Annotated in this window: 23 protein-coding genes and 1 tRNA gene; 1 reads left to right on the plus strand and 23 read right to left on the minus strand. The window is 56.8% G+C overall.

Annotated elements, in window-relative coordinates; translation table 11 throughout:
* Positions 1-93: 93 nt before the first annotated feature.
* The gene (gene mug, locus GVO84_RS19265; RefSeq protein ID WP_008503183.1) at positions 94-600 is read right to left on the minus strand and encodes a G/U mismatch-specific DNA glycosylase; all 507 of its coding nucleotides are present in this window, start codon (positions 598-600) and stop codon (positions 94-96) included.
* Between the two features lie 125 nt (positions 601-725).
* On the opposite strand from mug, the gene GVO84_RS19270 reads away from it, so the two are divergent.
* A tRNA-Ile gene (locus tag GVO84_RS19270) sits at positions 726-801 on the plus strand.
* Positions 802-883: 82 nt separating this feature from the next.
* On the opposite strand, the gene GVO84_RS19275 is transcribed toward GVO84_RS19270, so the two are convergent.
* From GVO84_RS19275 to GVO84_RS19380, 22 genes are all read right to left on the minus strand, one after another.
* Positions 884-1,084, minus strand: a complete 201-nt coding sequence (locus tag GVO84_RS19275) for an ogr/Delta-like zinc finger family protein (protein WP_159514931.1) — start codon at positions 1,082-1,084, stop codon at positions 884-886.
* Positions 1,085-1,151: 67 nt separating this feature from the next.
* Positions 1,152-2,306: a phage late control D family protein gene (locus tag GVO84_RS19280; RefSeq protein ID WP_159514932.1), complete on the minus strand. Its 1,155-nt coding sequence runs from the start codon at positions 2,304-2,306 to the stop codon at positions 1,152-1,154.
* Positions 2,303-2,767, minus strand: coding sequence for a phage tail protein (locus GVO84_RS19285; protein ID WP_159514933.1), 465 nt, complete (start codon positions 2,765-2,767; stop codon positions 2,303-2,305). Before GVO84_RS19285 ends, GVO84_RS19280 begins: the two co-directional genes overlap by 4 nt.
* A gap of 10 nt (positions 2,768-2,777) precedes the next feature.
* Positions 2,778-5,057 (minus strand): phage tail tape measure protein, encoded by a 2,280-nt coding sequence (locus GVO84_RS19290; RefSeq protein ID WP_159514934.1) that lies wholly within the window; start codon positions 5,055-5,057, stop codon positions 2,778-2,780.
* A complete protein-coding gene (locus tag GVO84_RS19295; RefSeq protein WP_023616176.1) occupies positions 5,050-5,169 on the minus strand; it encodes a GpE family phage tail protein in 120 nt (39 codons plus the stop codon). Before GVO84_RS19295 ends, GVO84_RS19290 begins: the two co-directional genes overlap by 8 nt.
* 32 nt (positions 5,170-5,201) lie before the next feature.
* Entirely contained in the window at positions 5,202-5,510 is a 309-nt protein-coding gene (locus GVO84_RS19300) for a phage tail assembly protein (RefSeq protein WP_159514935.1), read from the minus strand.
* A gap of 56 nt (positions 5,511-5,566) precedes the next feature.
* Positions 5,567-6,085 (minus strand): phage major tail tube protein, encoded by a 519-nt coding sequence (locus GVO84_RS19305; RefSeq protein WP_159514936.1) that lies wholly within the window; start codon positions 6,083-6,085, stop codon positions 5,567-5,569.
* Between the two features lie 11 nt (positions 6,086-6,096).
* Positions 6,097-7,284: a phage tail sheath protein gene (locus GVO84_RS19310; protein WP_159514937.1), complete on the minus strand. Its 1,188-nt coding sequence runs from the start codon at positions 7,282-7,284 to the stop codon at positions 6,097-6,099.
* Between the two features lie 124 nt (positions 7,285-7,408).
* Positions 7,409-7,930, minus strand: coding sequence for a tail fiber assembly protein (locus GVO84_RS19315; RefSeq protein WP_159514938.1), 522 nt, complete (start codon positions 7,928-7,930; stop codon positions 7,409-7,411).
* Positions 7,927-9,489, minus strand: a complete 1,563-nt coding sequence (locus GVO84_RS19320) for a phage tail protein (protein WP_236545889.1) — start codon at positions 9,487-9,489, stop codon at positions 7,927-7,929. Before GVO84_RS19320 ends, GVO84_RS19315 begins: the two co-directional genes overlap by 4 nt.
* 7 nt (positions 9,490-9,496) lie before the next feature.
* A complete protein-coding gene (locus GVO84_RS19325; RefSeq protein WP_159514939.1) occupies positions 9,497-10,030 on the minus strand; it encodes a phage tail protein I in 534 nt (177 codons plus the stop codon).
* Positions 10,023-10,931: a baseplate assembly protein gene (locus GVO84_RS19330; RefSeq protein ID WP_159514940.1), complete on the minus strand. Its 909-nt coding sequence runs from the start codon at positions 10,929-10,931 to the stop codon at positions 10,023-10,025. The genes GVO84_RS19325 and GVO84_RS19330 overlap by 8 nt, the downstream gene beginning before the upstream one ends.
* A 5-nt stretch (positions 10,932-10,936) precedes the next feature.
* Positions 10,937-11,287 carry a GPW/gp25 family protein gene (locus tag GVO84_RS19335; protein WP_159514941.1) on the minus strand — a complete coding sequence of 117 codons (351 nt, stop codon included), beginning with the start codon at positions 11,285-11,287 and terminating at the stop codon, positions 10,937-10,939.
* Positions 11,284-11,925, minus strand: a complete 642-nt coding sequence (locus GVO84_RS19340) for a phage baseplate assembly protein V (protein ID WP_032645069.1) — start codon at positions 11,923-11,925, stop codon at positions 11,284-11,286. The genes GVO84_RS19335 and GVO84_RS19340 overlap by 4 nt, the downstream gene beginning before the upstream one ends.
* 112 nt (positions 11,926-12,037) lie before the next feature.
* Positions 12,038-12,505 carry a phage tail protein gene (locus GVO84_RS19345; protein WP_159514942.1) on the minus strand — a complete coding sequence of 156 codons (468 nt, stop codon included), beginning with the start codon at positions 12,503-12,505 and terminating at the stop codon, positions 12,038-12,040.
* Complete coding sequence (gene lysC, locus GVO84_RS19350; RefSeq protein WP_229226321.1) at positions 12,468-12,713, minus strand: Rz1-like lysis system protein LysC; 246 nt, start codon at positions 12,711-12,713, stop codon at positions 12,468-12,470. The genes GVO84_RS19345 and lysC overlap by 38 nt, the downstream gene beginning before the upstream one ends.
* Entirely contained in the window at positions 12,601-13,026 is a 426-nt protein-coding gene (gene lysB, locus GVO84_RS19355) for an Rz-like lysis system protein LysB (RefSeq protein WP_159514943.1), read from the minus strand. The genes lysC and lysB overlap by 113 nt, the downstream gene beginning before the upstream one ends.
* A complete protein-coding gene (locus GVO84_RS19360) occupies positions 13,023-13,532 on the minus strand; it encodes a lysozyme (RefSeq protein ID WP_159514944.1) in 510 nt (169 codons plus the stop codon). The genes lysB and GVO84_RS19360 overlap by 4 nt, the downstream gene beginning before the upstream one ends.
* Positions 13,516-13,737 (minus strand): HP1 family phage holin, encoded by a 222-nt coding sequence (locus tag GVO84_RS19365; RefSeq protein ID WP_029741404.1) that lies wholly within the window; start codon positions 13,735-13,737, stop codon positions 13,516-13,518. Before GVO84_RS19365 ends, GVO84_RS19360 begins: the two co-directional genes overlap by 17 nt.
* Positions 13,728-13,931 carry a tail protein X gene (locus GVO84_RS19370; RefSeq protein ID WP_023309248.1) on the minus strand — a complete coding sequence of 68 codons (204 nt, stop codon included), beginning with the start codon at positions 13,929-13,931 and terminating at the stop codon, positions 13,728-13,730. The genes GVO84_RS19365 and GVO84_RS19370 overlap by 10 nt, the downstream gene beginning before the upstream one ends.
* Before the next feature lie 179 nt (positions 13,932-14,110).
* Positions 14,111-14,551 (minus strand): DinI-like family protein, encoded by a 441-nt coding sequence (locus tag GVO84_RS19375; RefSeq protein WP_029741403.1) that lies wholly within the window; start codon positions 14,549-14,551, stop codon positions 14,111-14,113.
* 109 nt (positions 14,552-14,660) lie between these two features.
* Positions 14,661-16,850 (minus strand): replication endonuclease, encoded by a 2,190-nt coding sequence (locus GVO84_RS19380; protein WP_159514945.1) that lies wholly within the window; start codon positions 16,848-16,850, stop codon positions 14,661-14,663.

The following is a 16,850-nucleotide window of genomic DNA, read 5'->3' on the forward strand; positions in this document are numbered from 1 at the left end:
AAACAGCAAAAAGCTCCCAATCGGGAGCTTTTTTTGTTTATTCCCTCTCCCTGTGGGAGAGGGCCAGGGTGAGGGCATCAGGCCGCAGAGACCCTAAAGCCCCCGCACCATCAGCGCTTCATCCAGCTCCCGATACGCCTCTACCAGCTTATCCAGCGTCGCCCTGTTGAGCCCGCTCGGGTTCGGCAGCACCCACACCTGCGTCACGCCAATCATAATGCTCTGCTTACCCCACTTAGCCCCGCGCTGGCTAAATGCCTGCTCGTAGGCCTGCTTGCCGAGAATCGCCAGCGCGGCAGGCTGGTAGTCTTCAATCTTCTTCACCAGCTCCCGCCCGCCGCTGCGCAGCTCATGCAGGTTGACCTCACTCGCCTGTACCGTAGGCCGCTCGACCAGCATGGTGATCCCGCAGCGCGTGTCCAGCAGATGCTGCTCCTCTTCGGGCTTGAGTAACCTGTCGGTAAACCCGGCCTGGTAGATCACCTTCCAGAAGCGATTCCCCGGATGGGCGAAGTGAAAACCGGTGTGCGCCGAGGACTTACCCGGGTTGATTCCACAGAACACCACCCGCAGGCCCGGGGCCAGAATATCGTTGATCATCTTTACTCCCGCTCGATACATCGTCAGAGAAGTATAAAGGATTGATTATGCGTTGTTTATAAAAACAGCAGGCAGGTGTGAATGGCTGGATTGCTGCGGGGAGTTACTTTATAATTCACCGCCACGGCCCCTTAGCTCAGTGGTTAGAGCAGGCGACTCATAATCGCTTGGTCGCTGGTTCAAGTCCAGCAGGGGCCACCAGATTTTAGTTTTAGAATCATATGATTAAGCCACTCGACTGAGTGGCTTTTTTATTGGTTTTTAAGAGCCGATGACGCAGCCGCTAACCGTGGTTCAGCGAAGCCGTTCTGACCCGCTCAGACGCAGCGGGAGTCGCAATCAGGCGCTCCACGGACTCCATCGTCACGAACGTACAGCTGCAGTCCACATTGGTGCACTGGTGATAGCGCTCTTTGGTATTTTCACTTAGATAGCGACTGGTACGCGCATGCGCAGAGTGCTTGCACTTAGGACAATGAAACATGTACCCCTCCACTTGATTCACATTTTGTGAATCAATAATACCCAAAACAAAACCAATAGCAACTACATTACTCACTATCAACAGTAAATTTTTCGTCGGTGACGTTCAGCTCAAGCGTAACCTGCGTGGTAAATCCGCTGTCGTTGAGGGTATGCACCACCTCGCTGATGATCCACGCCTGCTCGTCAATGACGCGTTTAAAACCGTTTACCAGCACCGGCGTTTCGGGGAACAGATCGGCGCGTCCCAGCGCAAGCTGGATGGAAAACTTCACGGTTCCCCGCTGAAGCGCGCGCCACTTCGCCTCTGCGGCCCTGAGCGCCTGCTCTTCAGAAGCATAAACCGTAGTGAGCTCAAATACGTTTTCCGCCGATCCCACCAGCCTCTCTTGCGGTTTCTGCTCCTTGCCTCCTGCTTCCGCTACCGGTGCGGCGGCATCCGGGTGCTGCAGTGCTGCTGCCGGCTGTCCTCCGGGCTGACGAGAAATACTCAATTGAGGATTTTGTTGTTTAGGGTCGCGCGTTTGCAGCCATTTGGCCGTTACGCCGGAATAGTTTTCACGGTCAGTGACGGAAAAAAGATGCTTATCGCCATCCCCACGCTCAATCACCATTAAGGAAAGCGGGGTGCCGCTGGCCGTCACGGCCTGGCCCGCTTTCATAAAGATAATCTTCCCGGCTTTGATTGAAACAAATGCACCATTACGTTCGGCAAGGCGGGCGAGAAACGCCGCGTCTGTCTCCTGAGACTGGTCAATATGAGAGATGGCGATGGTTGCAAGCCCCGACGCGACGCTGGCGGTCAACTGGTTACGCTGAGCGATGGTATCGACTATCACGCCAATCGTCGTATCATGCCACGACTGTTCGCGCCGCACGTTTAGCTTTCCACGAAAATCTGCGCTGCATCCCCGGATGGTCAGCGTGTCCGGCGCGCCCCGGAATTCAATCTCATCAATCGTAAAGTCCCCTTTCTCCTCGAGCGGGGTTCCCTCCCATCCCAGCCATAAGGACAGCCTTGCCCCCCGGGCAGGCAAGTCCAGCAGCCCGTCGGAATCATCCAGTTGAATATCCAGCTGATCGGCTTCCAGCCCCCGTTTGTCGATCATACTCAGACTGATAAGACGATGGCTGAAATTTTGCGTGATATCACGATCGTCAAGCTTAAGCATAAAATCAGGGGCGATTTTCCCACCCGCCCGGATATTCATTTCGGCGATCATCCCACCAGCCCTCCAATGCTATTCCGTGCGCTTTCCACCAGCTCTGAGGCCTGCGTTCGCAGGTCGCCAAACGTCGCCATCAGTGATTCGTCCACGCGTTTTAGCGACAGGGTAAAATTAATTTTTCGTGCGGTACCGTCACTGTAAAAATCCGAATGCGTATGCGTGACTTTCTCAATGATAAACATGCCGTGAATGATGCCGGTACCGTCTATCAACGGCCATGCCCGCCCCTCATTCGCCATCAGCTCAACCGCCTTGAGAGAAAGCCGCCCTCCCGTGAGTTCCGGGTAGAGTAAGCCGGAGAGGCTGAAGGATGTCTCCCCTTCGCCAAGGTACTGCCAGGCTTTGGGTTTCCCGATGCGAGCGCTGGATGCCCAGCGGTAGTCTTTTGTGAATATCATTGACTGATACGGTAAGGTTCGTCGTTCAAAGACAAACAGACCCAGCACCATTAACATTTCTCTCTCCTCAACCATACATAAAGCTGGATTGCTGCCGTCTCGCTTTATCCTGCTCAATATTATCTATCGTCTCCCGGATTTGACGCGTCAGATCCGTTCCGGAGGCCGTGCCCCCCTGCAGCGTGATGTGATATTCGCTTTTACTCTGATCGACGTAAGAGCGTCCTCCAGTAGCGATGGTCGGCTGATACCCCAGGCTGCCGCCAGAGATCCCCGCGCCTGGAATATAAGTGCTGCCCGCAGGAGAGGAAGCCGCTTCTGCTTTTGCCGCAGCGGCGTCGAGATCGCCCGACTCGTTTTTGATAAGACCGAGCTTCTCCAGCAGCCAGCTGGCCTTGCCGCTCAGGCTGTTAAAGAGATCAAGCGGGGCCATTAACGCATCGCCCAGCGCCTGACCAAAAATTACGCCAGCGTTTTTACAGCCATCCAGCGTTTCCTGCGTCGCCTTGATCGGCGTAATCAAGTCGGTGAACCATTGCCAGATACCGCCCAGCTTCTCCGAGATAGAGTCAAATACCGCCATCACCGGTGAGAACATCGCACCCAGCGGTGCGAAAGCCGTCGAAAGCCCTTCCATCACCCCGCCAAAGAAGGCGCTGATGGGCTCCCAGTATTTAAAAATCAGTAAGGCACCGGCAGCAATCGCCGCGCCAAGGGCAATTACCGGCCAGCTAAGGGCACCCAGCACCGTCATGATGGCGCCTCCTACCACGCTGAATACCGTTCCCAACATCCCGGCCGCGGTAATAACCATATTGACGCCCGTCAGAACCGGGCCGACAACCGTGCCTACGCCACCCAGTACGCCAGAGAACGCCTGGGCGCCGACAACGATGCTGGCGAGGGTCTGCGTCAGCTCAGGGTTGGCATTCACCCAAAGAGAGGCCGTGCCAAGCCAGCCGGTTGCGGTTGTTATCAGGTTGCGCAGTGCGCCATCCGCTTTATCAAATACATCAATCTTCAACCCGTTCCACGCGGCCTGGAATCGGTTGATATCGCCGTCAAGATTGTCGGTCTGCACGGACGCCGCAATCGCGGTACTGCCTTTTGCCCCCTGCAACTGCTGGCGTTTTTCATCAAGCGATCCATCACCCGCAGCGGAAGCCAGCGCTCCCGCGGCTTTTATGGCATCCGGAGTCTGAACATGGCGCAACATCGCGCTGAGCGCGTCCCCGGCGGCGGCGCCTTTCATCCCTTTTTCCGCCAGAACGCCAAGCAGCGCGGTGGTCTCTTCAAGCCCCATACCGGATGCACCCGCAGCGGGCGCAGCGGAGGTGACGGCCGCCACCATCTCAGCGAGGCTGGAATTTGAAGAGGTAGATCCGCGCGTAAGCACATCTGCGATGCGTCCCGCGTCAGTATCGGCCAGGCTATACGCGGCCTGCGTGCTGGCGATCATATCGGCTGCGTTAGCCGCGTCGACACTCCCCGCCAGGCTGAGGTTGACCGTTGGCGCGGTGGCCGCAAGCAGCCCATCGGCGTCATAGCCTGAACGAGTCAGTTCGGTTTGTGCCCGGAGGACCGTATCTGCAGGTACTCCGGTGCTGGCACTGACCTCCCGCGCCTGCTGGCGAATCGCCTCAAGCCGGGGATCCCCCTTCGCCAGACCAAGGTTTGCCTGAATGGCCGATATCTGCTTTTCAAAGCTGATGCCAGGCGCCATAAACCGGGACGTCTGGTCAAAGCCCGCTTTTGCCATGCCCACGCCCGCATTCGCAAGCTGACGCACCCGCGCGGTAATGCGTTTGCCTGACTCGTAGCGATTCTGAACGGTACTCAGCCGCTCCTGCTGCTGATTGACGCGGGCCAGCGCATCACGCTGTCGGTTAAGCTGCTGCGTTTTTTCGCTGATGTGCGTTCGTAAACGACGCTCATCAGACGAGAGCGTGCGCGTGTTGACTCCCGCCTGAGCGAGTTCAGTGCGCTGACGCTGTACCGAGTAGCGTAAGCTGTTGTACTCAAGCTTAAGGTCGGCCGCCGATTTTCGGGCTGCTGTCAGCGCATCAGCCTGTGCCTGGGTGGGGTTTTGCGTGTTTTTAAGCTGCACCGCCAGCGCCGCTGCCTGCTGTTTCGCCTGAGCAAGCGACTGCTCCGTCACGGCGAGCTGGGCGTTTGCTTTCCTGAAGCCGTTAATACGCCCCGCCTGCTCATCGAGCGCCCCCAGCGCCGTCTGCGCCTCGCGGATATCGCTCGCGAGAGTGAGGCTGGCGTTCTGGAGAGCGTTAAGCGGTCGGGTTGCCCGGTCGACTGCCTTAAGCAGCTCCTGAAGACTGACATTATTACTCATGGTGGTTTCCGCTTCGCTGCAGCGCTTTTTCGCGCCATAAGAGGAGTTCGGTCACGCTAAGGGAGTACAGTTCTGACGGCGGCCAGTGAAAGATCACCGCGATATCCGCCATCAGATCGTCGACCGACACATTTTCCGGAAATTTCAGCGAGCCGAAGCCGGTGACAAAAAACCGATCACCTTACCTGCAAAAGAGAGCAGATCGCAGGCATCCAGGCGCGCAACCTCATGCTCGGTCAGCGCCGGCGAGGTCATTCGCGGCAACACCTTAATCAGCGCATCGACGTCAGATTGCGCCAGCGACGCCAGCGATACGCCGCGCAGGGTCCCCGCATTGGGTTTAGACACCGTCACCTTTTCAATTTTTTGCTCACCGCGCTGAACGGGGCTATCAAGCGTGACGATATATGGGTTTTCACTTTCGTTCATGGCGGTCTCGTTGATATTTTCCATTTCGTTACTCTTCAGAAAGTTAACTCACCGGCCGGTAATCCCGGCCGGTTAAAGGGTTACAGGCCGATGGACTTACGGTGTTCTGCCAGGCGATCGACGCCATCGACTTTGAGCACCATGTTGATGATGTCGATTTCGATGATCTCTTTGCCATCAATGGTCAGCTGGTAGTAAGCGCACTCGGTGGACATCTTGGTGGTGCCGCTCTCGCCCTGCTTGTTTTCACCGCCATCAAACTCTTTATGACGGCCGCGCATGACGATTTCGACGGCGGAGATTTCGCCGGTATCATCGCGCTGATAAGAGCCGGTAAAGCGCAGAGGCACGCTGTCCGCGCCAGGAGAGGCGTACTGCGCCCACAGCGCGGCGTCCGGCAGACCGCCAACGGTCCACTCCAGCGCCAGAGCGTCATCGTCCAGGCCGAGGTCGACAGAAACCGAGCCCGGCATACCGCCGCCGCGATACTTCTCCAGCTTGCGGGTAAGCTTCGGTAGGGTCACAGACTCAACAACGCCCATATAGCTCAGGCCATCGTTGAACATATTCAGGTATTTAAGTTTGCGTGGTAACGCCATGCTTCAGCTCCTTAGCTGTTAACCGAATCTGACAGGTCTGCCAGATAGGTGTCGGTGATGCGCTGGCGCAGGGTCAGATTTTCCAGCGGCGGGACAGGGGTGTAGTCGTAATCGATATACAGTTTCCCCGCTTTCAGGGTTGATGCATCGTTCGACTCAGGGTCATACCAGCAGGAGCCGTCGACGATATAGCCGTTGGTTTTCAGCTCGCGGAACTTAGCATTAATACCGGAGACGATGTCGCGGATAAGCGTTGGCGTGATGGGTTTATCCATCGCCCACGCGTGCGCTTCCGCCATGGTATCGGCCAGCACCTGTGCGGTACGGGTGTAGTTTTCAAAGACGAACAACGGATCGTCTGAGCAGGTACGGTTACCCCAGAATTTGAAGCCGTCGTTGCGAATCAACGTGGTAACGCCAGCCTGGTTGAGCAGGTTCGCATCGGTGGCCTGTTCCTGCAGATCCCAGGAGACAGAGGCGCTTACGCCCGTAACGCCGTTGACGCCAACGTTTGACAGGGTTTTATGCCAGCCGATTGTCTGGTCGATTTTGGCGCGCAGGCCAAGCGCGCGGGCGGTAGCCCAGGCCGTCGTCGTTGCGTTCGTGGTGGTATCCCATGCCAGAAAATCAGGATGGATAACCATCAGCTCGCGCTGGCTGAAGTTTTTGCGGTAGTTGATCGCCTCAGGAATGGTTTTACAGCCCCACGCGCTGACATAGCCGAACGCACGCAGGCTCTGGCACATGGCGGCAAGTGCGGTCGCCACTTCCTGAGAGTCCAGCCCCGGCACCCCGAGAATACGCGGCTTAACGCCGGTAACCGTTTTTGCGGTCAAAAGCGCCTTCAGGCCGGTATATTTACCGTTTTCATCGGTGGTACCGATGATGTTGGAAACGGTCTGCTTGCGCGCCTCTTCCGGGGTTTCTGCGGTGCCTTCGGCCACACGAACAACAACGACTACCGGTTTGCACTGGTCGGCGATCGCCTGCAGAGAAGCGGACAGCGTCCCCGCCTTACCGGCTTTCGCAATCGCGTTTTGCACGTTGGTAATGAGCACGGGCTCGTTTAAAGGAAATGTCTTGTCGTCAGCATCGCTGGCCGTACAGACCATGCCGATGATTGCCGTCGAGACGGTGGAAATGGTGCGGGTGCCATCGTTGATTTCGATAACTTCCACGCCGTGGTGATAGTCGCCCATCCGGTTAACTCCTTCGTTTAGTGGTGAGGCTATTGTCTGTGGAGCGCGCGATTGATGCGACGTATTGGGGTTGGGGAAAGGATTACACAACAAACGAAAAACCCTCCGGATGGAGGGTTTGGGGTCAGGCAGGACGTTCTGGCCATTCAATCTCTGGTGACATGCTGAGATCCAGCCGGTTTAGCATCACCCGATAGCGTTTCCAGAGTAACAGCATGGCAGCTTCCTCGTCTGCTGCGATACCGAGATCGGAGGCATCCTGGAGGGGGGCAATAACATCCGAAGCTTCGGCAAGCAATTCACCTCTTCTGGTTTCCGCCTGTTGAATTAATTCCTCTCGGGTCAACTGGCGTGGAATAATTTTAGTGCCATTCCATACCCACTCGCCGTGTATATTCAGCCCTTCTGGCACGTCTGTTTGATCAACTTCGGAAACTGACATACCAAGAGGAAAGAGGCGATCAACCTGATTACTGAAAGAGCGAATAATATTATTTTTGTCGTAGCATATCTTTAGGGTGTCGGCCTGAAAGCGTGACATATGGTAATACCAGTCAAGTCCCTCATCTGACTGAAGAAATATAGCGTTAAACAAGAAGTCTTTAAATTCTGGTTCATACTGAACGAAATTTTTAAGTGTAATCATGCTGTATGACCTACAGTAATCCATCCGATATTAGACATGTACTTCTGAATTGGGCGGTAGAAAATAGTATCGCCACCGGGGTTATCACCTTCAAAGTTATAGCCTGTCATAGCACATCCAGGAGGCACACGCTGCCAGGCATTTTTTACAATCGTAAATGCCCCCTCCGCCCCCATGGCAACATCGCGGACAAAGTATTGCAACGTCCAGTCCTGGCGTGCATAAGGGCTTAAATCCTGCTGAGGGGGTGGGTTGTTTGATGAGTAAACTCGTACTCTGCCACCAGATTCAAATACACCTTGCCCTGAATAGATATTTCCACTGTTCGCAATCGCGCCATCTGGAGCAACTGTTGCAAGAAGATGATTGTTGAGCCATATAGCAAATCCGGTGGTATCGGTGCCTCCCCCTCTCGTCAGGCCGATGGCCATTGAATTGTCATACCATTCAAACACCGCGCCAGAGACAATCCCACCCGTACCAGGCTGAGCACTTACAAGTGTCGCAGTGTTTCTTTCAGTTGGCAGCGTGCCCACACTGCTAAACCTGAATGTGCCGTTATAACCTCCGCCATTCGCTGACACCGCGCCAACCTCGTCAGGGGTGGGTTTATTTACGGCGTCATACTGTTTTGTCCATGGTGACCACGTACCGCTGTACAGCGTACGAATATATGAACGAGATCCAACATATATTCGGTAAACCTGTGTAATACCTGCGTGTTTAAAAATCTCAAGCGCCCCGGCAACAGCCTCAGGATAGTTTTTCCCGGTTTGCGCCTGCGCGTTTGAGGGTTGATAATACAGTCCCGGTGTGGTGTAGGCATTCAGATCAGCAGCATTACTGATTTCCACAGCCTGAACATTAAAAATATCCTGGGCGGTAATACTGATATCTTCCGTCAGAGTATGTCCGTTAACCTTTCTTCCTGATGGCACACGACCATTAGCATTATCATTAGCAGCCTTTACCGCTTTCGGCGTCGCAGCCAGCACTTCTGAGGAGCTGTCAGTCGCACTACTAAGCTGGGTAAACCCTTTAGCCGTTAGCGTGGCATCAGGATGGCGGCGAGACTGTTCATGATCTTCGAACTTCTCATCTACGTACTCCTGGGTCGCCATTACCGTAGACGTATCTATAGAGAGCTCGACAGAGGCAATATCACTGACCATGATCACCATTCTCACGGTCTGCGCACGCCCAGATCCTTCATCTAACAACGGCTTATAACTTTCCGCCATGTTCCCGACTGCGATCAGTGTCCCCGTGTCATCATAGAGACCCATTTCACGCATCCAGAAACCGCCCGCTTCGGGAGGAATAAGAAGCTCCGCGATCACATAGTTACGCTTTTTATTGTCCTGGCTGATTTTATTCAGCGCGTGGCGCCAGACTTCATTCACCAGCTTCGTCTGCCCGGCATCAGGCACCGGCAACGTGCCGCCACCGTCGCCGACCGCCATCGCCGTAAAATTGACTTTCTTGCCGTTCGGGACGGTCGCTGCTGCCAGTTTTTCGGCACCGGCTTTGGTGATAACCGTTTTATATTTCACTGTCATTGTGCTCTCACTTATCGGGATAAACCGTGATGATGTCGCCGTCATAGCTCAGGGCCCCGGTATAGAGATAACCCGGAATGTCCTGGATGATATTCAGGCCAATAAGGTGGCGGCTGGCAGGCTTTGCATCAGCAATAAGCCTCTCCATTTCGTAATACATTTCCTCGGTGATGCCCGTGTCCAACACGCCGATATCAAGGCGGAAGGTGCCGGGGGGATCGTTGGTTTGCCACCACTCGGTGACGTTAATCAGATAACCGAGCGGCTCCACCACGCGGCGCACGGCGCCAATCGTTCCCTTGTGGGCATGAATAAACCACGCCGCGCGGATGACATCCCGCTTGGTGGCCTCCGGCCAGCTCTCATCCCAGCGGTCAACCGAAAACGCCCACGCCAGCCAGGGCAGCAGATTCGCCGGGCAGGTGTCAGCACTCCAGAGATGGCGCAGCGGAACGGGCGTGTTTTCGATATCCGCGCAGGCGCGTGCCGCCGCCACCTCAAGCGGCGAAGAGCCAACCGGTAGAAGACGGGTATTACTCATCGTTTCCCCCCACGGTTACGCTGTAGTGGCTGCACCATGAGGCCTGAGTTTCATCAAGCACAATGTCAGCCGCGGGTGCGGTGAGTTCCACGCGCTGCACCCCTTCAACGTGAAGGGCGGCGTAAATGGCGGACTTGCGGATATCGCGTCCAAGCCGATGCTGGGCCGTGATATAGGCCTGTAGCCGGGCCCTTGCCGCGTTGAGTACCGGCTCACTTTCGGGACCGGGAAATAGGAAAAGCGATGCTTCAATGCTGTAGTCAACTATTTTGGCCGACTGGACGGTGACGCGGTCGGCGACAGGCCTGACGTCCTCATCGTTCAGCGCATTGCGAACAACGGTGAGCAGCTCCCCGGACGCCACGCCGTTATTCTCCCGGGAAAGCACGGAGACCGTGACGTTTGCGGGCTGTGGGCTAATTACGGAAATGTCAGCTACCCGACCATCTGCACTCCGACCATGAAACTGATACGCGCCCGTCGAACCGGCCACGCTAAGCCCTTCCGGCGCCTGCTGGATGCGCAGACGAAAATCGGTATCGGACTCCATCACAGCCGGAGTGGGCGGGAACGTGGTGTCATCGGCAGGGGTAATGACCAGACGCGCAAGGTTAGCGTTTGCCCCAATCTGGTCAAGATCGCTGCCTGCGGCATAGGCCAACATAACCGCACGCGCAGCCTCATTAACCCGCTGGCGCCAGATAACTTCCCGGTAGGCGTTCTCCTGCAGCAGCTTCACAATCGGCTCGGATTCCAGGGTCAGCGTCCGTGCAATCGCCTCTCGCTCCTCTTCCGGATAGAGGGAGACAAAGGTGGCTTTTCGTTCTGCCAACAGCGTTTCATAATCCACCTCCTCCACGACATCAGGCGCGGCGAGCTGGCTCAGATCAACAATAGCCATAGCGTTTAACTCAGTGAAATGGTGATAGAAAAGGATTGTCCGGAGGTCGGGCGCGTGCCGGTGATATCGACATACAACGTCCCGTCGTTCTCCGAACGCTCGAAAGTGATGGCCATCAGGCTTATCCGCGGCTCCCATTTCTGGATGGCGGAATAGCATGCGGCCATGATTTGCAGACGCAGCGCCGGACTCTGCGGCCTGTCGATCATCGCCGCCAGCAGCGAGCCGTATTCCCGGCGCATGACCCGCGAGCCGATCGGCGTAACCAGAATGTCGCGCACGCTTTGCCGGATGTGTTCAGCCTCTGTAATGCTCAGCCCGGTCTGCCTGTTCATCCCCCTGTAACGCACCGTCATTGTGTCCCCTTAGTCCAGCTTCCGCCGCTTTGCACACTGCCGTGCGCGTGGTTGTCCACCTGCACCCCGTTGGAGGTGAATTTACCGCCGGAATGCTCAATATTTCCGGCCATCACGCCGCCCTTCTGCACTTCAAGAGAGGCGGTAATTAACCTGTTGGTACACACCACTTCAGGCGTATCCAGCGTGATGCGGGACGTTGACGTCACCCGCACCTCCGGCACGGTGGCGGTCAGCGATTCAGAGGCGGTAATATCGGCCGTTTTAATGCCAGCAACCGTCAGCGCCCCGCGCCCGGGTTCGTACTCAATCACCGCGCCGTCAGGGAACGAGACGTGGAACGCGTCAGGCGACCCGGACGGCGCCGGATGGTCGTCAGAGAAAATGCCGGGCAGCACAAAGGCGGTATCAAGCTCGCCGCCGATGGCCAGCAGCAGCACCTGCTCTCCCTCGGAAGGAGCCCACCACACGCGCGAACGTCCCGCACGACAGGTTAGCCAGTTCAGCCAGGTGGTTTTCATCCCGCCGGTCTGGACACGACAAAGCCCTCTGTTGAGGTCAACATCGGTCACAACACCGATACGAATCAGATTGCGGATCGCGCGAGCGATGCCGTTCATGGAAGTTAATGTATTCATGAGAAGAGAATGCCGTTCAGGAGGAACGGCAGCAACGAGACGGGGTTTTATGCGGGATGATACAACAAGCGGTCCAGACGGCAGGTGAATGGCGGCCTTCAGCGCGGGGAACTTAGTCCTCCCACTGGCTGACCAGCTCGCCGTTGATGTACAGCGCCTTCGGGCGCGGGACGGGCTCCGGCAGCGGCGGCTCGGGGGAATACGTCGCGTGCAGAGCGCCCTGATCCTGGGAAACAAGAATACGCTCGGTTAATTGCACGCTGATGGTGATATCCATCGTATCGTCATCGTTTAAGACGATCGCGAAGGTGTAACCGTTTTTGCGTCCTTCATCGAGGGTAAAAATATCCGGTTGGTTTTCCCGAAGCCAGGCCAGTACCGGGACGAAAAAACCGTCGCTGTCGCCGGTGAAGCCGCTGACCTTCGCGTTCAGCGCATACCGCTTTTCAAAGGAGAGCGAGGAGGCCAGTCGGGCGTCAATATTGCCGCCATCGACCGACATCAGCAGGCGCTCCGGGTTGGCATTGAGTTGGGGGATCGCGTCAATTAATGCCTGACGCAGGCTCTTGAGTTTGTGCATCGAGTTTATCCTGACAGTCTTTGATGGTTTCAACCTGCAGCGCGCAGGCGATAAGGGCGTATTCCAGCCTGCGAATATCCGCGCTGAGATCGCCGTTAGTGGCGGGCTCGCTTCCCGGCATCGGGCAGCGGCTCACCTTCGGGCAGGCGTTGTAAACAATGGGCTGCGGAGGCGCAGGCGGTGCGGGTGTGCAACCTGCGGACAGCATCAGGCAGCTGAGCGGTATACCAGCGGCGTAACGCTTCATTTTCATTGAGTAATCTCCCGATAGTCGCTTCCCGTCTTGCCCTCTCCTCGCCCGCAGTAACAAGCTCCTCACGGAGCCTGACCTGGGCGTTTTCATTTGCTCTGGCCATCCGCTGCGACAGGGACAGCCGCTGGTTAAGCGTGGCGAGGGCCGTTTTTTGCTCGCTGGCGACACGGTTGGTCGTGGCTAAGGAACGGGACAGGTTCAGGTTGTCATGACGAAGCCACAGCGTGATGGCCAGCAGCCCGGCCAGCGCCAGCATGAGGGTTCTCATGGCAGCCCCTTCATGCACCAGGCCTTCTCGCGGACGCGACGATTTTCCAGCCCGGCATTTTTGACGCCGTTGACGTACACCCAGCGGGTAAGCTGTCCGCATGCCTGCGACCACTGTTTACGTTTGATAAACGACACCAGCGTCGAACGGCAGGCGGCACCTGCACCGACATTAAAGGTAAAACTCACCAGCGCGTCATAGACCCTGGGCGGCATCTTAACCGGCGCACACGCCGCCAGACGCCCCTCAACGTTGAGCACATCAGCAACCAGGTTTACCGCAGCCTCACGCTCGTTAATGTCCCGCGTCGGCACAACGTTTACCGTGTGCCCAATGCCTGACGTCCATACGCCGGCGCTACACCGGTAGGGCGAAAGGCGACATCCTTCGAGATCGGCAATCAACACCAGCCCCTCCGGGGACGTTTTCAGTAATCGAAAATCAGGCATCAGCACCGCCAGGGCCAGCACGCCGGCGACGCTGCAACGCTTAATGATTGAGTTCACGAATGCTCTTCTTATCGAGGCCCAGAGACTGGAGATAGCGCCAGGTTTTTCGCTTAAACCAGTAATTCGTCAGCGCGGTAAAAATGGCGCAAAGACTCCCCACGTACAGCGCGACTTTTTCAGGAGACATCGCCCCGAACCAGGCCAGCGCCACGGCCAGCCAGTAGGCGATAAACGTGGTGATTTTCTCCAGGCTCAGTCCCATAGGTTTACGGATTCTTTTGTGGGGGCGCTATTCACCTCCGGCATCTCTACCGGCGTGCCGTGAGGCAAGATAACGCCTAACTCCGCGAGGCCAGGATTGGCCTTCAGAACGGCTTCAACGACGCCAGCCGTGCGCCCATAAAAGCGAGCGCAAACGGCATCAAGCGTGTCCCCCTGCATTGCATAGATTTTCATCAGACGCTCCCAACATCCGGTTTCCAGGTACCGTAGAGTTTCCCGGGCCAGCAGGCTTTTCGCTATCGCTGAAAGATGGACAATCGCGGGCACAACAGATCGTCCGCGAGCAGCGAAGCGTGGTTCAACGGAAGCGCAAAACAGGAGTGAGGGTGTTGGTACGGGTGATGACGCCGGGGCTAGCGCCAGCTCTCGTCTTCCCAGACTTCCCGGAGAATAGCGTCCAGCGCCTCGCGATCGGCTTCTTTTTCAAGCCCCTGGAGCTCGACCCCCGTCACCGATCCGATTTTCACGTTCACCCGTGATGACGGAAACAGGGATCGTATTCTGCGGGTCAGTTCGCACTGAAAGGCCTCAACGACGGCGTGGCCAATCTGCTGATCTTTATCGAGAGTAATGTTCACCCGAACGTTACCCTCTTTTTTAATGCGTTCCGGAACAGGCGATGCCGAGAAAACAACGGTAAATGCGTTGTTCTTGATTAAATTTCCCCGCGCAATCTCAGCAATCAAATTCAGGGCAATCTCACGATCTCTTTCCTGACACGTTCCTTCCGTCGTCAGTCGCGCAATCAGCTCGACTCGCTCAATCATGACCTGCTCGTTCAACTCTCTGTCCACACAACCTCCACCACGAGATACTGTATAAACATACAGTAGCACGTATTCATAAAAAGAGTGAAGCGAAAAATCAGAACCCTTCACGGTATGTACATGATATGGATGGAGATTAGCGGGCTCTCTGAGCTAAGAGATCCGTTAAATACCCAATACGTTCAAGGATTTTCCGCGCCTTTTGCTGGTAAGAGCACGGTGCCGGAAATAGCGATCCGTCGGCTGCGCCTCTGCACCATTTATCGTCAAAGCGGCTGATGCCTCCCGCCATAAGATGCAGGGCCTCTCCGCGGCTGATGGCGATTCCGGTGGCGAGCCGTATCTCATCGATCACCTTCTCCGGAACGCCGTTCTGCGGGTCGCTCGCGAAGACGACGGGCGACGACGCGCCAGGGCGAATGAATTTGATGCGTTCGGTTAACGCCCGTCTTGCACGTCGGCTTAGGGGTTGAGAAAGATCGGTCTGCGTACAGTTATTGACAGAACTCCGAGAGGATACGGGCGCGTCCTTAAGATCCGCGGCCCGCTTCGGCACAATTTTCCACTGCGTGAGTCGGGTTAAAATCGGGCTGCCCGCGCCAACGGCAGGATCGTACACGCCGCGGATGCGGACCGTTTCCTCGCCGTACTGGTTAAACCCGGCGCGCGGCTCATACAGGGTGCGCACCTGTAAATCATCGCGACGCACAAACGGCCCGCCCTGCGCAGTGACGTAACCCGCCCAGTCCCCGGCATCGGCAGCCTCATGGACGGCGGCAAACTCAACGCTCAGACCGCGCGCGGCTTCGGGATCCGCCAGACGCCGCAGCTCGCGGTAGACCGTTACCGGCGCGCCGCCGATAAACTGAAACTGGCGAATGTGCCAGCGCCCTGCCCAGGCCGACACGGCGGATGCCGTCTCCTTCAGCAGCCCGCCGCTTTCGCTATCGGTCTCGCCAGCGAGCACATAGCCGTCGATATTCTTTGAGATGTATTTGGCAATATAGCCGGTAGCGCTGCCTTTCTGCGGATCGATCGCTTCCGCGTGAAAGCGCGCCTGTCTGGCGCTTTCGCTCTGCAGCTCAACGGCATCCTCCTGCCGCGCGTAGTCCCCGATAATCTGGCGAACGCATTCGACATCTTCCGGCAGCATAAACATCAGCATGTGCCAGTGGGGCGTACCGTCGTGATGGGGTTCCGCAACGCGGATACCGAAGATTCGGTGCCCGTCACGGTGGAGCTTTGCGCGGATACGCGCCCATAGACGGGTTAAGTAGCCTTGCGTATCCGCCGGACTGGCCCCGTTCCACTTCGCGTTGGGGTAACCTGATTTCAGCGTCGCGTGATACTGCGCGGGCGCGGTTAAAGTATAGAACTCACCCACATAGCCCAGCGCCTCACAGATATTTTCAAACCCGCGGATGCGGGTCATCAGTTCACAGCGGCGTATCGCCGGGTTAGCCACCGAGGTATCGTATTTTTCAATCAGGCTGATGCGGTTGCCCTCTTCATCTTCCAACTCCATGCCCTTGAGAAATTCGCGGGTGCGGCGCTTCTGCTCGCGCCACTCGGTCACGCAGCGTTTGCTCGCATACGCCGTTCTCTTTTTGCTGACGTTGCCGAGGGCAATCTGCAAATGCTCGCGCCAGGCAGCAGCGACCCGACGCAGACGCCCGCGCCACCACGCCTCGGAAAACATGCGAATCACCGCCGCAGCAACGTCATCTTTGTCGAAAAACGTCTTCGACACCCGCTCCCAGTGCGGAGGCGACACGTTGAACTGCCGGGCGATCAGCCCGGCGCGCTGATACCATACGTACAGCGTCTGGTATTCACCCATTTCAGCCTCGTTAATATTCGCCAGCTCGCCGCGAATAAAGCTGGCGATATCTGCGGCCAGCAGGTCGATGTCCGCGCGGGACATATCCGGAAGGCGGTTATAGCGGGCAACCAGTTCGACCATTCGCGAGGCGAGGTATTGCAGAAGCTGAGTGTCGAAATGGCCGTCAAACACGGCCCTGGAGACCTCGTCGCGCAGGCCTGTGCAGGCATAGCGTTCAGAGACCCGCCGCAGGCGGGGTAACATCCTTTTGCAGAAGCGTATTAAAAAGGCGTTGGCCTGCGGGCTGCCCCGATGCTGTTCGAGGGCGTCAACCGTGCGCCAGACCTCGAAGCGTACGCAGTCAGGCTGCTGTGAGAGAGCAATTCTTGCCTGCTGCAGCGCCGCGAAAAGGCGATCGCGGCGCTGCTGTTGGTCATGGGTGAGATAAGGGCTGGCAATGGCCGACCGCGGGGCATTCCACGGATAAGCAAATGACGTAGCCAA

The sequence above is a fragment of the Enterobacter sp. SM3 genome, from assembly GCF_009811935.2.
Classification (GTDB): domain Bacteria; phylum Pseudomonadota; class Gammaproteobacteria; order Enterobacterales; family Enterobacteriaceae; genus Enterobacter; species Enterobacter asburiae_D.